The sequence below is a fragment of the Pseudonocardia nematodicida genome, from assembly GCF_040105385.1.
Lineage (GTDB): Bacteria > Actinomycetota > Actinomycetes > Mycobacteriales > Pseudonocardiaceae > Pseudonocardia > Pseudonocardia nematodicida.
In genome coordinates this window covers 1-16,683 of record NZ_JBEDNQ010000017.1, presented here as the reverse complement: position 1 = coordinate 16,683, position 16,683 = coordinate 1, and the positions used below count along the sequence as shown (strand labels likewise).

Annotated in this window: 7 protein-coding genes; 1 reads left to right on the top strand and 6 read right to left on the bottom strand. The window is 76.0% G+C overall.

The features are described 5' to 3' along the window. The first annotated feature begins 32 nt into the window (after window positions 1-32). The gene (locus WIS52_RS30130) at window positions 33-3,866 is read left to right on the top strand and encodes a hypothetical protein (protein WP_349301815.1); all 3,834 of its coding nucleotides are present in this window, start codon (window positions 33-35) and stop codon (window positions 3,864-3,866) included. 41 nt (window positions 3,867-3,907) lie between these two features. Here the strand turns inward: WIS52_RS30130 and WIS52_RS30125 are convergent, their stop codons facing one another. The 6 genes from WIS52_RS30125 to WIS52_RS30100 all read right to left on the bottom strand — a co-directional run bounded on the left by WIS52_RS30125 (window position 3,908) and on the right by WIS52_RS30100 (window position 15,878). Beyond that, window positions 3,908-4,558 carry a hypothetical protein gene (locus WIS52_RS30125; RefSeq protein WP_349301814.1) on the bottom strand — a complete coding sequence of 217 codons (651 nt, stop codon included), beginning with the start codon at window positions 4,556-4,558 and terminating at the stop codon, window positions 3,908-3,910. Next, window positions 4,555-4,980 (bottom strand): acyl-CoA thioesterase, encoded by a 426-nt coding sequence (locus WIS52_RS30120; RefSeq protein WP_349301813.1) that lies wholly within the window; start codon window positions 4,978-4,980, stop codon window positions 4,555-4,557. The genes WIS52_RS30125 and WIS52_RS30120 overlap by 4 nt, the downstream gene beginning before the upstream one ends. 21 nt (window positions 4,981-5,001) lie before the next feature. Further along, window positions 5,002-9,807 carry an NAD-glutamate dehydrogenase gene (locus tag WIS52_RS30115; RefSeq protein ID WP_349301812.1) on the bottom strand — a complete coding sequence of 1,602 codons (4,806 nt, stop codon included), beginning with the start codon at window positions 9,805-9,807 and terminating at the stop codon, window positions 5,002-5,004. A 121-nt stretch (window positions 9,808-9,928) separates the two neighbouring features. Further along, window positions 9,929-13,516 (bottom strand): hypothetical protein, encoded by a 3,588-nt coding sequence (locus WIS52_RS30110; protein WP_349301811.1) that lies wholly within the window; start codon window positions 13,514-13,516, stop codon window positions 9,929-9,931. 93 nt (window positions 13,517-13,609) lie between these two features. After that, a complete protein-coding gene (ettA, locus tag WIS52_RS30105) occupies window positions 13,610-15,286 on the bottom strand; it encodes an energy-dependent translational throttle protein EttA (protein WP_349301810.1) in 1,677 nt (558 codons plus the stop codon). A 19-nt stretch (window positions 15,287-15,305) separates the two neighbouring features. Beyond that, window positions 15,306-15,878 (bottom strand): single-stranded DNA-binding protein, encoded by a 573-nt coding sequence (locus tag WIS52_RS30100; protein WP_349301809.1) that lies wholly within the window; start codon window positions 15,876-15,878, stop codon window positions 15,306-15,308. Window positions 15,879-16,683 lie beyond the last annotated feature (805 nt).

Genomic DNA, 16,683 nt, shown 5'->3' with positions numbered 1-16,683 from the left:
ATCGTTATGTGCACCCGACCGTCGCAGAACGCATGACGTCGGCGCCCGGTCACCCGGGCCCCGACGACGGAGGCGAACCGGACCCCGAGGGTCTCGGCGAGGCGATCCGGACCGGCCGCGTACCGGTGGTCCCCGGCTCGCTGGTCGACCTGGTGATGCGGTCGGGTCCCGCCCGCACCCCCGGGACGTCCGACGACCGCACCGAGGACCGCCGCTCGGAGGACCGCTCGGACCGCCAGGAGGGTGCGGCGCCGGGTGGCGCGGCACCTCCCGTACCCGGCCGGACCGGTCGGCCGTCGAACGGCACCCGGACCACCGCGCCCGGCGGTACGGGCTTCGCCGACCTCGTCGCCCACACGCCGTACCGCGCGAGCGGTCCCGCCTCCGCGAACGGCGACGAGCGCTCCGGACCGGACCGGGGGACGACCGGTGGTTCCGGCCCCGCCGGCCACCCGGACCGGGAGCCGGCCCCGGTGGACCAGCGGGCCACGACGCCGACCCCGCCGGCCGACGAGCCCGCGGAGCTCGACGACACCTACGCCGACCTCGGCGACCTCGGCGACGACCCGCTGGGGGTCGGTCCGATCCCCGTCCTCGACACGGCGGACCCGGCCGCCGGCGCGCAGCCCCTCGCCGGCGAGCAGACGACATGTGGGCCCGACGACGGCCGGGACGCCGCCCGCGAGGACCGCTCCGGCACGCACGCGGACGACCCGCTGCACACCCCCGCCGACCGGTTCGCCCCGCCGCCGGCCTTCGCCCCGCTCACCGGCGACGACGACTCCCGCACCCCCGGGCCGGACGACCACGCGGCCGCGACCGCCGACCCCGGCACCCACGCGGCCGAGCCGCACGCAACCGGCCCGCACGCGCCCGAGCACCACGCGACCGACCGCCCCGCGACCGGGCACGGCGACGACACCGGCAGCGGCGGCGCCCCCGGCGGCGACGACCGCGAGTCCCGCGACCAGCGTGCCGTCCCGACCGACCCCGGAGCACCGGCCGACCCCGGAGCACCGGCCGACCCCGGAGCACCGGCCGACCCCGGGGCACCGGCCGGCCGCGGGACGGCGGCGGACGACCGGCCCGGCGACCCGGAGGCCCACCCCGACGGCCACGACGACCCGCACACCACCGACGGCACCGACCCCGGGACGAGCCGCACCGACCCGGGCCCGGCCGGTGAGGAGACCCCCGCCGCCGGGCGCCCCCGGATGGGCGCCGGCCCCGGCACGGACGGCGTGCCCGTCACCGCGCGCACGCCCACGGTCGTACCGCCGATCGCACCGCCTCCCCGCCCGATCGACGAGCCCGAGGACGTCGACGGCTCCGGGCCGAGCACCCCGGACCCGGCCGGGACGCCGACGGGGGCCGGGGCCCCGGCGACCACCAAACGGTGGCCCCCGCGTTTCGGACGCCCCGCGGATCCCGACGGACCGGAGACCCTCGTCCTCCCGCCCGGCGCCCTGATCGGGCACTACCCGAGCGCGACCCCCGAGCCGGTCGACCGGGACGAGCAGCGACCGGCGGGGAGCGGACGTCCCACGATGCCCGGGCGCCGCAGGCCCACCCCGTCCGACGACGGCCGGTCCGCGGCGCCCCGCCCGGCGATGGGCGGTGGCGCGGGAGGACCGGCGATGGCCGGGCTGTCCGGCGACGAGCTCTTCTCCGCCCCGGGCGGCGCGCGCAGCGGCCGCGGCTTCGGCGACCTGCCCGCCAGGCCCCGGCAGGAGCTCGCCGCTCCGAGGTCCGACGACGCCCGGTCACCGGGCGAGGCCGGTCCGCCCGGAGACCGTTCCGGCGCCGACGGCGACCCCGCGACCGGAGACCCCGGACGTGGTGGCCCCGCCACCGGTGACTCCGGGACCGGACGCCCCGCACCGGGCCACACCGATGTCGCGGCGGGCACCGGCCCGGGCGGCGACGTCCCGGCGACGCGTCCGGGGAGCCACCGCGCGCCCACCGGCCCGTACCGCGTGCCCAGCGCCGGCAGCACCGGGTCGCACCCGGCCACCGGCCACCGCTCCCCCGCGGGTGGGCCGGCCACCGCCGGTACCGGGGCGCACCCCGCCCCGGGCCACCACGCACCCGCCGACGGACCCGCCGGCGCCGGAACCGGGGCACACTCCACACCCGGCCACAGCGCACCCGCCGCGGGCAGCACCGGAGCGTTCCGCACCGACGGCGGGCCGGGCACCGAGAGCACCACCGGGTCCGTTCCCGTCCGGCGGCCCGGGATCGGAGCCCCGCCCGCACCGGGCGGCCCGGCCACCGGTGGGCACCGACACCCCGGCGGCCCCCCGACCGGCGGCTCGCCCTGGGCCCCACCGTCGGCCCATGGCCCGCCGGCACCGTCGCACGCTCCCGGCCGCCCGTTCACGGAGACGTCGACGAACGAGACGACCGTCGTGATGCGGCCGGTCGGCGCCGACGGGCACGCCCGGCACGGCGGCCCCGCCACGCCGCCGCCCGGGCAGGGGCCCGGACCGGTGCCGGGCGCACCGGAGCAGGGCACCGCCCGGATGGCACCGCACCCCGCGCCCGAGGACGACGGCACCGACGACGGCCAGGACCCCGTCGCCCGCAACGCCGCCGCGGCGGCCGCGGTCGGTGCCGTCTCGGTCGCCGCCGCCCGGGCCGCGGCCGGGAACGACCCCGGGACCGTCACCACGACAGGACCGCAGACGTCGGTGCAGGCCGAGACCACCGCGGCGCCCGAGCCGCAGGCCAAGCCGATCACCCCGCGCCGTGAGGCGATCATGGGCGCGACGCCGCGGAACGGCCGTCGCGCGCCGTCGCCGGCGGGCCTGGCGATCGCGCTGGCGATCCTGCTGCTGGGCGGCCTGACCTTCTGGGCGATGTTCTCCCCGGCCCCGCAGAACGCCCCCACCGGGGCGGAGGAGCCTGCCCTCGGAGCACCGGCACCCGGCCTCGGTCCCCGACCCGAGATCGGCCCGGTGCAGGCGAGCGTCGAGCTCCCGACGGTGCGCGCGACCGTCCCGGGCGGGGCCGACCCGGTCGCCGTCGCCGCCGCGCCCGACGGCCGCAGCGCGCTCGTCGCCGTCGCCGACGACCCGCGGCTGCTCGTGCTCGACACCGGCACGGACACCGTGACGGCCGAGATCGCCCTGCCGGGCGCGCCGCAGGGTGTGACGACCTCGCCGGACGGCAGCCTCGCCTACGTCAGCCTCGCCGACGGCCCGGCCGGGCAGCTCGCCGTCGTCGACCTGGCCGCAGGCGAGATCGTCGCGACCGTCCCGGTCGCCGGCGATCCCGCGGGCGCCGTGACCGGCGCCGACGGGCGCTTCCTCTACGTGCCGTCCCGCGCCGGCGGCGTCGTCGAGGAGGTCGACCCGAACGCGGGGGTCGTCACCCGGTCCGTCCCGGTGGCCGGCACCCCGTTCGCCGCGACCGCGAACGAGCGGGCCGCGCGGATCCACGTCGCGACCGGGGACGACGCCGGCGGGCTGGCCGAGCTCGACCCGCAGACCCTCGCCGTCGCGGGTGAGTACCCGGCCGCGGGCGGCGCGCAGTTCGTCGCCATCACCGGCGCGGAGCTCCCGGAGCCCCTGGTCGCGCTGGCGGGTCCCGACTCGAGCACGGTCACGGTGCTGGACCCGCTCGACGGCGCCCAGGTCGCGACCGTCCGCACGACGGGCGGCCCGTCCGGTCTGGCGTTCGCCCCGGACGGCGCGCACCTCTACGTCAGCACCGGGCTGGGCCTGCGGGTGGTCGACACCGCCACCTGGGAGGTCGTCCGCACCGTCGCCGTGGCCGAGTCCCCCGCCGGGGTCGCCGTCTCGCCGGACGGCGGCACCGGGTGGGTCGCCGGCCGCGGCGAGATCAGCGTCCTCGACCTGGCCTGAGCGCGCCGGACAGGGACCCGCTCAGGCCACCCCGGGCCGGCTCAGGTCGCCCCGATCAGCGGCAGCGACACGATCCGCCGTCGCACGACGGCGCCGTAGCGGGCGTCGAGCCGCACCCACGACCCGGCCGCCGACACCCGGACCCGCGGGCCACCCGCGTCGCCGCCGTCCGGGCCCGCACCCAGGAACCCCATCCCGGACATCGCGAACAGCACCCGCATCGGCACCGTGACCGGGCGTCCGGCCGACTGCGGCGAGACGGTCAGCACCGTCTGGTCCAGCAGCGACGCCGGCGGGCCCATCGGCCCGGCGTGCTCGCGGGCCAGCGCGAGCCCCCGGTCGGCCAGCCCGTCGAGCTCGTCGGCCGGGACGTCGTCGACCCGTTCCCAGCCCTGTACCGGCGGAAGCTCGTCGGTCCACACCGCGGGCGGCCCGGTGTCGACGGCCTCGGCGCGGTCCACGGCGAGCGCGGTCAGCAACGACGACGCGTGCGCCGAGACCGCGCCGGAGGGGTCCAGCTCCCCGGCGACCGACCGGGTCACGAGCACGTCGAACGGGGTCCGCGCCCAGGCGCTGACCCTCCCGGCCGAGGCCGTCAGCCGGATCGCCGCGGTCTGGTCGAGCCGCACCACCCGGGCGGTGAAGGCGCCCAGGTCGTCGCGCTCGGTCGGATCGGCGAGCCGGAGCGTCACGAGACCTCCTCCAGGTGTCGCTTCAGGTAGTCGCGCTCGTCCTCGGTGAGCCGCCGCGGACGCTGCGCGTCCAGGTCGTAGAGCGCCATCCGGGTCGACGCGGTGACCGCGACCGGGTCGTCGGCGCCCGGACCGTCGTGCAGCTCGTAGTACAGCGTGAACGACGCCGCGCGCAGCTCCCGCACGGTGATCTCCACCCGCACCGGCTCGGCCCGCCACGGCAGCTGGCGACGGTAGTCCACCTGCAGGTTCGCCACCAGCAGCCCGGACGCGAAGCCGGTCAGCCCCTCCGCCCCGGCGCCGGTGAAGGCCAGCGCGACGCGGGCCTCCTCGATCAGCGTGACGATCCGGGCGTGGTTGACGTGCCGGTACGCGTCCTGGTCGGTCCAGCGCAGCGGAACCTGCGCGACGAACGGTGCCATGCCGTCCAGTCTCCCCGACGGTCAGCGGGCGAGGCCACGCAGCTGGCGGGAGATCACCGACAGCGTCGCCAGGTCCAGCGACGCCGACGCCCCGATCTCCTCCAGCGCGGTGCGCGCCCGGGCCAGCTTGGACGCGTTCGCCTGCTCCCAGGCCGCGATCGCCTCCTCGACCTCGGTGCCGGGCGGGGTCTCGCGCAGCGCGTCCAGGGTGATCGACCGCAGCGATCCGTACAGGTCGTCGCGCAGCGCCAGCCGGGCCAGCGCGTGCCACCGGTCACCCCGGTCGAGCCGGCTCGTCGCGGTCAGCGCCCGGTCGATCCCGAGGTGCTCGGACAGCGCGTAGTACAGCCGGGCGACCTCGGCGGCCGGGCGCGGCTCCTTCTCCCGGTCGGAGAGCTCGACCAGCTCGACGACGTCGAGCAGCCCGTAGGCGTAGAGCGACAGCGCGGCCGGTTCGACCAGCGCCTCGGGCACCCCGGACGCGCGCAGCGAGCCCGCGCGGTCCTCCACGGCACCCAGCTCACGGCCCAGCAGCAGCTCCGGCAGGGCGGCACGCAGCTCCGCGATCGGCGCGGCGAACCGGCTGATCTCCGCCCCGACCGCGAGTGGCTGCGGCCGGTTGGTCAGGAACCACCGGGAGACCCGGTCGAGCAGCCGGCGGGACTCCATGACGACGGCGTCGGCGACCTCGACCGGCACGTCGGCGTCGCGGACCGCCGCCCACAGCGCGGGCAGCTCGAAGACCCGGGTGGTGACGGTCCAGGCACGCACGACGTCGTCGGGGCCCGCGGCCAGCTCCTCCCCGAGCCGGAACGCGTAGCTCATCCCGGCGCCGTCGACCATCTCGTTGACCAGCGAGGTCGCGGTGATCTCCCGGCGCAGCGGGTGGGTGCGGACGGCGTGGTCGTAGCGCTCGCGCAGCGGCCGGGGGAAGTACTCGGGCAGCCGGTCGGCGAACGCCGGCCGGTCCGGCAGGTCGGTCTGCAGCAGGCGGTGGGTCAGGTCCAGCTTCGTGTGCGCGAGCAGCGTCGAGAGCTCGGGCCCGGTGAGCCCGAGCCCGGCCGCGGCGAGCGCGTCGAACCCGACCTCGTCCGGGAACACCTCCAGCTCGCGGTCCAGCCCGGTGCGCTCGGCCAGGTCGGACACCATCCGGCCGTGCACGCCGACCATCTCGGACGCGTGCGCCCGCGACACCCCGAGCACGGCGTTCTGCGCGACGTTGTCGGTCAGCACGAGCTCCCCGACCTCGTCGGTCATCGAGGCCAGCAGCTCGTTGCGCGCGGGCCGGTCCAGGGTGCCGTCGGCGACCAGCCGGTCCAGCAGGATCTTGATGTTGACCTCGTGGTCGGAGCAGTCGACCCCGGCGGAGTTGTCGATCGCGTCGGTGTTGATCCGGCCGCCGTCGCCGCGCGCCCCGTGCCGGGCGAACTCGATCCGCCCGCGCTGGGTCAGGCCGAGGTTGCCGCCCTCGCCGACGACGTGCACCCGCAGTGCGCGGCCGTCCACCCGGATCGCGTCGTTGGCCTTGTCGCCGACCTCGGCGTGCGTCTCGTCGGAGGCCTTGACGTAGGTGCCGATGCCGCCGTTCCACAGCAGGTCGGCCGGTGCGAGCAGGATCGCCCGGATCAGCTCGGGCGGCGAGAGCCGGGTGACGTCGTCGCCGAGACCGAGCGCGGCCCGGATCTCCGGCCCGACCGGGACCGACTTCGCCGTCCGCGGCCACACGCCGCCGCCGGGGCTGATCACCGACCGGTCGTACTCGTCCCAGGAGGAGCGCGGCAGGTCGAACATGCGGCGCCGCTCGGCGTAGGACGTGGCCGCGTCCGGCGTCGGGTCGACGAAGACGTGCCGGTGGTCGAACGCCGCGACCAGCCGGATGTGCCGGGAGAGCAGCATCCCGTTGCCGAACACGTCACCGGACATGTCCCCGACGCCGACGACGGTGAACTCCGACGTCTGGGTGTCCACCCCGCGCTCGGCGAAGTGCCGCTTCACCGACTCCCACGCACCGCGGGCGGTGATGCCCATCGCCTTGTGGTCGTAGCCGACCGACCCGCCGGAGGCGAACGCGTCGCCGAGCCAGAACCCGTAGTCGGCGGCCACCGAGTTGGCGAGGTCGGAGAACGTGGCGGTGCCCTTGTCGGCCGCGACGACCAGGTACGAGTCGTCGCCGTCGTGCCGCACGACCTCCGGCGGGGGCAGCGTCTCGGTGCTGCCGTCCGGGTGGGTCCGCAGGTTGTCGGTGACGTCGAGCAGTCCGGAGATGAAGGTCCGGTAGCAGTCCTGCACGTGCTCGGGGTCGGGCGCGGGCCGGCGCACCACGAAGCCGCCCTTCGCCCCGACCGGCACGATCACCGCGTTCTTCACCGCCTGGGCCTTGACCAGGCCGAGGATCTCGGTGCGGTAGTCCTGCTGCCGGTCGGAGTAGCGCAGCCCGCCACGGGCGACCGGCCCGAAGCGCAGGTGCACCCCCTCGATCGCCGGCGAGTACACGAAGATCTCGAACCGGGGCCGCGGCAGCGGCATGTCCGGCACCGCGGCCGGGTCCAGCTTGAACGAGAAGAACGACCGGCCGCGGAACCAGTTGGTGCGCAGGGTGGCCTCGACGACGGCGAGCAGGCCGCGCAGGATCCGGTCCGCGTCCAGCCCGCTGACCTCCTCGATCAGCGCGGTGACGTGGTCGAGCGCGCGGGCGTGCGCGGCCTCGCGCTCCCCGGCGTCGGCGCGGGAGGGGTCGAACCGGGTCCGGAACAGGGTGATCAGTGCCTGCGCGACCGCGGGGTGGGCGAGCAGTACGTTCGCCGTGTACTGCAGGGTGAAGGGACCGCCGACCTGGCGGATGTAGCGGCTGTAGGCGCGCAGCACGGCGGCCTCGCGCCAGTGCAGCCCGGCCCGCAGGACGAGCGCGGAGAACCGGTCGGACTCGGCGTCCCCGCGCCAGGTGGCGGCGAACGCCTCCTCGAACCGGGTCCCGGCGTCCTCGACCGTCACGGTCGGCACCGCCGGTGCCGCGGCCGGCTCGGGGGTCCGCAGCCCGAAGTCGTAGAGCCAGCACCGGCGCCCGTCCGGCCGGCGGAACTCGTAGGGCCGCTCGTCGACGACGTCGACGTCGAGCTGCTGCAGCAGCGGCAGCACCCGGGTCAGGGTGACCGGCGCGTCCCCGAGGTAGAGCGCGAACCGGATCTCGCCGTCGCCGTCGCGGTAGAGGCGCAGGTCGAACGCGCCGGGCCCCTCGCCCGGCAGGGCCATCAGCCGGCGGAGGTCCTCGACGGCGCGGTGCGGCGCGACGCCCGCCTTGTAGGACTCGGGAACACCCGCGATCAGCGGGCGCGCGGCCGGCCCGGCGTCGCCGAGGGCGGCGACCAGCAGGTCGTCCCAGCTCCGGGTCGCCTCGGCGACCTCGTCCTGCAGCGCGGCGAGGTCGTAGGAGACCTGTTCGGCATCCGGGTCGGTGCCGATCGTCAGGTGCAGCATCGCCAGCTCGGCGTCACCGATCTGCGCGGTGTAGGTGACGTCGGTCCCGCCGAGGCCGCGCCGCAGGATCTCGGTGACCCGCAGCCGGGTGTCGGTGGTGTAGCGGTCCCGGGGCAGGTAGACCAGGCAGGACAGGAAGCGGCGGTAGGGATCGGGGTGGACGAACACCCGCACCCCGCGCCGCGCCGAGGCCTCCAGCACCCCGACGCCGGTGTCGTGCAGCCGCTCCGCCGACGAGGTGAACAGCTCCGCGCGGGGCAGCACCGAGAACACCTCGAGCATCTGCTGCCCGGAGTAGGAGTCCAGCGGCAGCCCGGCCCGGCGGATGGCACCGCGGATCCGGCCGGCGACGACCGGGATGTCGAGCACCGACTCGTGTCGCGCGGGGACGGTGAGCATGCCGAGGAACCGGTGCTCGCCGGTGACGGTGCCGTCGGCGTCCCGGGTGCGGACGCCGACGTAGTACGGGTGCACCGGCCGCAGCACCCGGCTGCGCTCGCTGGCCCGGGTGATCAGCAGCGTCCCGCCCGCGGTGTCGCCGCCGGACCGCTCGGGCAGGAAGGCGCCCGCGCCGGCGTCCCCGGGGCGCAGCACGCCGAGACCGGTCTCGGTGTCGGGTTCCAGACGGCCGTCGCGGCGCAGGTAGTGCCGGTAGCCGACGAACACGAAGTGGTCGTCGACCAGCCAGCGCAGCAGCTCGGCGATCTCGGACAGCTGCACGTCGTCCCCGGTGCCGGCGTGCATCGCGGGCCCCGCGCCGGTGAGCTCGTCGGCCAGCACCCGGGCGCGCAGGGTCATCGCCGCGGTGTCGTCGACGACCTGCCGGACGTCGGACAGGGTGCGTTCCAGCTCGGCGCGCAACTGCTCGGGGTCGGTGGCCTCCGCGGCGGCGACGTCGAGGTGCATCCAGGACTCGGCGAGCCCGTCGCCGGGGTGGGCCGGGTCGGCGTCGACGTCGACACCGGTCAGCACGCCCTCGGCGTCGCGCCGCACGACGAGGATCGGGTGCAGGACGCGACGGGCGGTGCCGCCGGCGCGCCCGATCCCGGCGAGGACGGACTCGACGAGGAACGGCATGTCGTCGGTGACGATCTCCACGGTCACCGTGTCACCCGACCCGCCGGTCACGGCGACGACCGCGCGGCCCGGTTCCCGGTGCGCCCCGAGCGCGAGGTGGGAGTCGACGACCGACGCGGTGCCCGGCAGCTCCGGCCCCGGGGCGTGCTCCGCGTCCGACGGCACGTGCCGCGTGTAGAGGCGGACCAGCTCGGCGGCGCCGCTGCTGCCCGGACGTGGATCACCACCGGCCCGCGCGTCGGTGTCCTGTGTGTCGCCCTTCGTACCGCTGCTCACGTTCCACCCCGGCCCCACGCGTGTGTTGACGATCCCACCCTAACGCCCGGGTCCGACACGATCGGGTGACCGCCGGGTGACCCGCGTGATCGTCGCCGACGGCCGTGTCCGCAGGTCGGGGTCAGATCTCGCGGTAGGCGGCGAGCGCACCCGCGAGGAGATCCGCCAGCCCCATGTCCTCCGGGATCGTCGTCGGATCGTCGGAGGCGCCCGTGGCGTCGTCGGACGGTCCACCGGTCTCCGGCGACGGCGCGGACGCGGCGGTCCCCGACGCGTCCGAGGTGCCCGCCGACCCGGTCTCCGGGGCAGCGGCGGTGCCCGGCTCGGCTCGCTCGTCCGGATCGGGAGTCGCGGCGCCGGGCGTCGTCCCGCCGGCCGATCCGCCGGCGGGCGGCACGGCCGCGGTCGGCACGGCGGTGACGGAGGCGACGCCCGCCCTCCGGGGCAGCCGCCCGGTCGCGTCCACCCCACCGTCGGCACTGCGCTCGTCGCCGCGTTCCGCACCGCGCCCATCGCCGCGATCGGCACCGCGCTCGTCGGGGCGTTCCGCACCGCGCTCGTCGCCGCGTTCGGCACTGCGCCGTCGTGCCCGTCGCCGGGGCGGCTCGGCCGAGTCCTCGCGCTGCTCGGCGTCGTGCCCCGCGGTCCGCCGGGCGATCTTCATGGTCGAGTCCACATCGGACTGATCAGAGGCGGCACCATCCGATCCGGACGAGCCGGCACCGGAGCGCAGTGCGCCCGAGCGGATCGATGCGGACAGGTCCACACCGGACCGGGCGTCGTCGGTGCGGATCGATACGGTCGAGTCCACACCGGACCGCACGTCCCGCGGACCCGTCGAGTCCGGCCGGACGTCGCCCGGCCGCTGCTCCCCCGTCGCCTCCTCGGTTCCGGTCCGGGTCCGTGCGGGCGCGTCCGCCGGGTCCGGCCGGGTTCCGTCGAGTCGCCCGTCCCCGGTCTCCCCGTCGGGACCGGGCAGGTCCCGCCCGGCCCCGTCCGCGCGATCGGCCGCGCGCCGGCGCCCGCCGCTACCGGGCCGCACCGTGACCCCCGCCGCGGCCAGGGCCGACGTCGTCCCGCCGGTCCGGTCGCCGGCATCCTCACCGGTCGCGCGACGTCGCCGCCCGCGCCCGGCGTCGGCGAGCGTGGCCACGGATGACGGCTCCTCGGTCGCGGGGCCGGCGACCGGCGCGGGCTCGTCGGGCCCGGTCAGCTCGCGCACGACCGGGTCGCCCTCCGCGCCGTGCGGCCCGACGGCACGCAGTCGCAGGGACGTGTCGTCGGGCAGGCCGCCGCGCCGCACCCGGTCGGCGAGGTGGGTGGCCAGCGACCGGGCCCACAGGAGGACGGTGACCCGGTCGGCGTCGGGGAGGCTGATCCGCACCGCATCGGAATCGGTGTCCGTCGTCCCGGACGGCGGGACCAGGCGCCGGGATCGCACCGCGATCTCCTGCAGGGCTCCGCCGGCCACGTCGGCCGGTACCGGGTTCCCCGACGGGTCGACGAGATCCACGACGATCGCCCGCTCCTGCTCCCCGGCGGACTGGCCGGCGCCGGGGTCCGTTCCTCCGTCGCCCGCGCCGGAATCTGCACTGCGGGCGGAGCCGGTCGAGCCGAGCTCCCGCCCCGGGGCGCAGTCCTCGGCCCCGCCGCCCGGACGGGTCCGGGGCGGCGGTTCCCCGTCGTGCGCGCGGCCCGGGCCCCGCTCGACCGGCGCGCCGGGTGCCGGGACGGGAGCGGGCGCGGCGGACAGCGGGCCGGTGAGCGGGTCGTCGGCACCCGCCGCCCGGACGCGCAGCTCGGCGACCAGTGCGTCCGCGAGCGGAGAACCCGTGCCGGTCTCGTCCCAGCGCGCCGGTGGCCGGTCGGCGGCGCCGTCCCGGTCACCGTCCTCCGCACCGGTGAGATCGTCCTCCGGACGGTCGGCAGCGCCGGGGTCACCGGCGGTGGGCCGGTCGCCGGATGCCGGGTCCGGGCCGTCCCGGTGTGGTTCCGCCCCGCCGCCGGCCGGCAACAGCCCGGCGACGCCGAGGGGGTCGTCCGGGTCGATGTCCGATCCACCCGGCCGCGAGGACCGCATCCCGCTCGCGCCGGCCGGCGCGCCGTGCCCCGCTCGCGCACCGGACGTCCCGCCGGTGCCGGCGTCGTCGGAGATCGCCGCCCGGGCACCTTCCGAGCCCCCGGGACCGACCCCGGACTCGTCCGGCCCACGGAATCCCCGGAGGATCCGGCCCGTCGCGGCGACGTCCGCGCCGGCACCGCCCTGCGTGGCCACGTCCTCTCCCGACCCGACGACGCCGCGCAGCCGGGTCTCGGCGCCGTTCGCACCGAGCACGATGCGCTGGGTGACGGCGACCTCACCGGTCCCGTTGCGGGGTCGGTCGTCGGTCCTGTGTGCCGTCCCGTTCCGGCTCCCGGCTCCCGGCTCCGCCGACGCGCCACCGGCGGGTCCCGCTCCGTTCACGGCGGTCCCGGTCGGGGGGACGGCGGGGTCGGCCGAGCTCGGGAGCGCCGTCATCGCCGGAGCCGAGCGGGAGTGTTCGGTCACGGGACGGTGGTCCTCGCCCTCGGGACGGTGCTCGACCGTGCGCGGACGGGGCGACCGCCGGAACGCACCGGTTCCGCCGGCGGGCTCGAGAGCGCCGACGGCCTGACGGAAGCGCCGTCCGCGTCCCCGGTCCAGCTGGTCGGCCTCGACGGCGGCGCGCATCGCGCCGAGCGCCTCGCGATAACGGCCCGACCCCTCGAAGAGCTCCGACTGGGCCGTCCGGCACGCGGCGACGAGTGCGGGTACGCCCGCCGTCTCGGCTCCGGCGGCGGCCTCGGACAGTGCCCGCGCGGCGTGGTCCGCGCCGCCGGCTCCGGCGCGGGCCAGGGTCAGCCGCAGGAGGACGCCCTGCCGGCCGGCCCCCGGGGTGTCCCGGTGGGCGGAGGCGGCAGCGACCGCACGGAGCGGGTCACGGCCCGCGTCCAGCAGGGCGGTGATCCACTGGCTCAGCAGGGACGCGGCCAGGTGCGCCGACAGCGGGCGCGCCGTCGTGCGCTCCGGGGACCAGCCGAGCCGTTCCAGCCCGCGCAGGGCGCAGGCGACCGCGGCATCGTGGTCCCGGCCGGCCCGGTGCACCGACCCGACGACCAGGTCGGCCAGCGCGGACGCCTCCCCGCCGAGCCGTGCCCCGCACCGCTCGACCTCGCCACGCAGCCGTTCGAGCTCGGGTCCCGGTGGTTCGGCGAGCGCACACCGCACCTCGACGGCCAGCCGGTCCAGCAACAGCAGCCCGGGCTCCTCGTCGGGACCCGACTCCGGCAGGTCCGCGACGAGTGCGCGCGCGGTGTCGAGCTCGCCGTCGGCCTGGGCCACGGCCGCGAGGCCGACCCGCAGCCGGGCCCCGGCCTCGCCGAAGATCATCGCGCCGCCGGGCGGCCGCGACGGGACGGGGACGGGGGGCTCGTCCGCCCGTACCCGTCCGGTGAGCCCGTCCAGCAGCGACGCAGCGACGTCCCGGCCGTCTCCCCCGGCGGCGTGCCCGTCCAGCAGCCAACCGGCTGCGCGGAGCCAGTGCCGGTCGTCGCCGTCCGCGACGGCACGCGCGCACGCCTGCGTCGCGAGCTCTGCGGTCAGCAGCGGCCGCTGCCAGCGCAGGGCCGCCGCGGTCCGCAGCTCGGCCATGGTCGCGCCGTCGGCGCGGAGGACCAGGTCGGACGTCACATCGCCTCCTGTGACACCGCCGGGCCCGGTCCGCCCGCGCCGCGTCGTCGCGCCACTTCGGACCACTGGGGTGGTGGCCCGGTGGGGTGGTGCTCAGTCGCGGGTGAGCTTACGGTGCGTGACCCGGTGGGGTCGCGCCGCCTCGGCGCCGAGCCGCTCGACCTTGTTCTTCTCGTAGGCCTCGAAGTTGCCCTCGAACCAGTACCAGGCCGCCGGGTTCTCGTCGGTGCCCTCCCACGCCAGGATGTGCGTGCAGGTGCGGTCGAGGAACCAGCGATCGTGGGAGATGACCACGGCGCAGCCGGGGAACTGCTCGAGCGCGTTCTCCAGCGAGCCGAGGGTCTCCACGTCCAGGTCGTTCGTCGGCTCGTCGAGCAGGATCAGGTTGCCACCCTGCTTGAGCGTCAGGGCCAGGTTCAGCCGGTTCCGCTCACCACCCGACAGGACGCCGGCGGGCTTCTGCTGGTCCGGGCCCTTGAAACCGAACGCGGCGACGTAGGCCCGGGACGGCATCTCGACGTTGCCGACCTGGATGAAGTCCAGCCCGTCCGAGACGACCTCGAAGACGGTCTTCTTCGGGTCGATCCCGCCGCGGTTCTGGTCGACGTAGGACAGCCGGACCGTGTCCCCGATCCGCACGTCGCCGGAGTCCGGCTTCTCCAGCCCGACGATCGTCTTGAACAGCGTCGTCTTGCCGACCCCGTTCGGACCGATGACGCCGACGATGCCGTTGCGCGGCAGCGTGAAGGACAGGTCCTTGATCAGCTGCCGCTCCTCGAAGCCCTTGTCCAGGTGCGAGACCTCGACGACCTGGTTGCCCAGTCGCGGGCCCGGCGGGATCTGGATCTCCTCGAAGTCGAGCTTGCGGTGCCGCTCGGCCTCGGCCGCCATCTCGTCGTAGCGGTCGAGCCGGGACCGGCTCTTGGCCTGCCGGGCCTTCGGGTTGGAGCGGACCCAGGCCAGCTCCTCCTTCAGGCGCTTCTGCAGCTTCGCGTCCTTCTTGCCCTGGACGGCCAGCCGCTCGGCCTTCTTCTCCAGGTAGGTGGAGTAGTTGCCCTCGTAGGGGAAGGTCCGGCCACGGTCGAGCTCGAGGATCCAGCCGGCGACGTTGTCGAGGAAGTACCGGTCGTGCGTAACGGCGAGGACGGCACCGCCGTAGTTCGCGAGGAACTGCTCCAGCCACAGGACGCTCTCCGCGTCCAGGTGGTTGGTGGGCTCGTCGAGCAGCAGCAGGTCGGGCTGGGACAGCAGCAGCTTGCACAGCGCCACGCGGCGCCGCTCACCACCGGAGAGCTGGGTGACCATGGCGTCGCCGGGCGGGCACCGCAGCGCGTCCATGGCCTGCTCGAGCTGGGAGTCGAGCTCCCAGGCGTCGGCGTGGTCGAGCTCCTCCTGGAGCTTGCCCATCTCCTCCATCAGCTCGTCGGTGTAGTTGGTCGCCATCTCCTCGGCGATCGCGTTGAACCGATCGAGCTTGACCTTGACCTCGCCGAGACCCTCCTCGACGTTGCCGAGGACGGTCTTCTCCTCGTTGAGCGGCGGCTCCTGCTGGAGGATGCCGACCGTCGCACCAGGCTTGAGGAACGCGTCGCCGTTGTTCGCGTTCTCCAGCCCGGCCATGATCTTCAGGACGGTCGACTTCCCGGCCCCGTTCGGGCCCACCACGCCGATCTTCGCCCCCGGCAGGAAGCTGATCGACGCGTTCTCCAGGATGACCTTGTCGCCGTGCGCCTTGCGCACGTTCCGCATCGTGTAAATCAGGTCTGCCACGATAGCGATGGTAGTTCGCTCACCCTCGGTCGCCGGAGCCCGGTACGGCTGCGAGCTCGCGCCCGACGGTCGTCGCGTCCCCGTCGAGGTCGTGCCGGGCGTCCAGGTCGTCGAGGACCTCTTCCTGCTCCTCGCCGTCGACCGGCTCGGCCGGCGGTTCCTCGGGCAGGCCGTCCCAGCTACGCCCGGGCGTCACCCCGACCGGCGGCTGCTCCCGCTCGACGAGCGCCGCGGACCGCTGCGGCACGAGCGCGGCGGAGTACTTCAGGTCGTATCCGACGCTGGCCGCGTCGATGCGCAGGGTGCGGCGCATCGAACCGTCCCGGCCGATCCACTCGTCCTGGTACAGCCGTCCGACGACGATGACGGGGTGCCCCTTGTGCAGGGTCTGCACGGCGTGCTCCGCGAGGTTCCGCCAGCACGTCACCGAGTAGTAGGTCCTGGAGACGTCACGCCAGTCCCGCGTGGTCGGGTCCATGCGGCGGTAGTTCTCGGCGACGGTCAGTTCGGTGACGGCATGGCCGCTCGGGGTGTAGCGCAGCGTCGGCGTGCGCGTCAGGTTGCCGACGACGGTGATCTGGTTGACGGTCACGGGGTCCTCCCGGGGTCGCTCCTGCGGTGCGGTCCTCTCGAGAATCCCGCGGCGGACGACGTCCGGCGGACCGTCTTTCCCGGCTGTGGATCGTTCGCGCACCTGGGGATGAATACGCCGTCCTCGCCACGCGCCGGGCCCAGATCGTCGGGCTGTCGTGGTAGCGCCCCGGAACTCCGCACCCGACGCCCACCGTCCCCGGGCACTGCCGGACGCCTGTACGCGGACCGCGGCTCGGGTTCACCTCGCCTCGCACCGCTCGTGCCCGAGCAGCCGGCATCGACACGCTGACGGGCGGATCCGGCATCCGGCCCCCTGCCCTGCGGCGTGACGATCGACGGTGCGGCGTGGCCGTCGCCGAGGTGGTGTACACCTGTCCGGGGATCCCGGAGCCCTCGGCTGACGAGACCGCCACGAGACCGCCTCGCCAGCCGACGGCGGGTGAGCCGTACTCCTCACTACGAGTGCGCCGGTCCTCGCAGCCCGCGAGGGCTTCGGCGAGGGGCACCCCAGAGCTGTTTGATCATGAAAAGACAACTCTCCTGTACCCCTCGAGCGGGACGCTGCCGCACTGCGAGCGCGCGCACCCCTCTGCCGGTCCTGCAGCGGGTGCCGCTGGTGGGAGCTGCCGGCCACCTCGCTGTCCGCGCACGCCCGACAGCCCTGGTGAACCCTTCATGCGCCTACCCCGAACGCAGAAAACGCCCCCGGACTACAAGTCCGGGGGCGTCTCTGATCTTTCACGTTGAATGTCGGCGGCGACCTACTCTCCCACACCCTGTCGAGTGCAGTACCATCGGCGCAG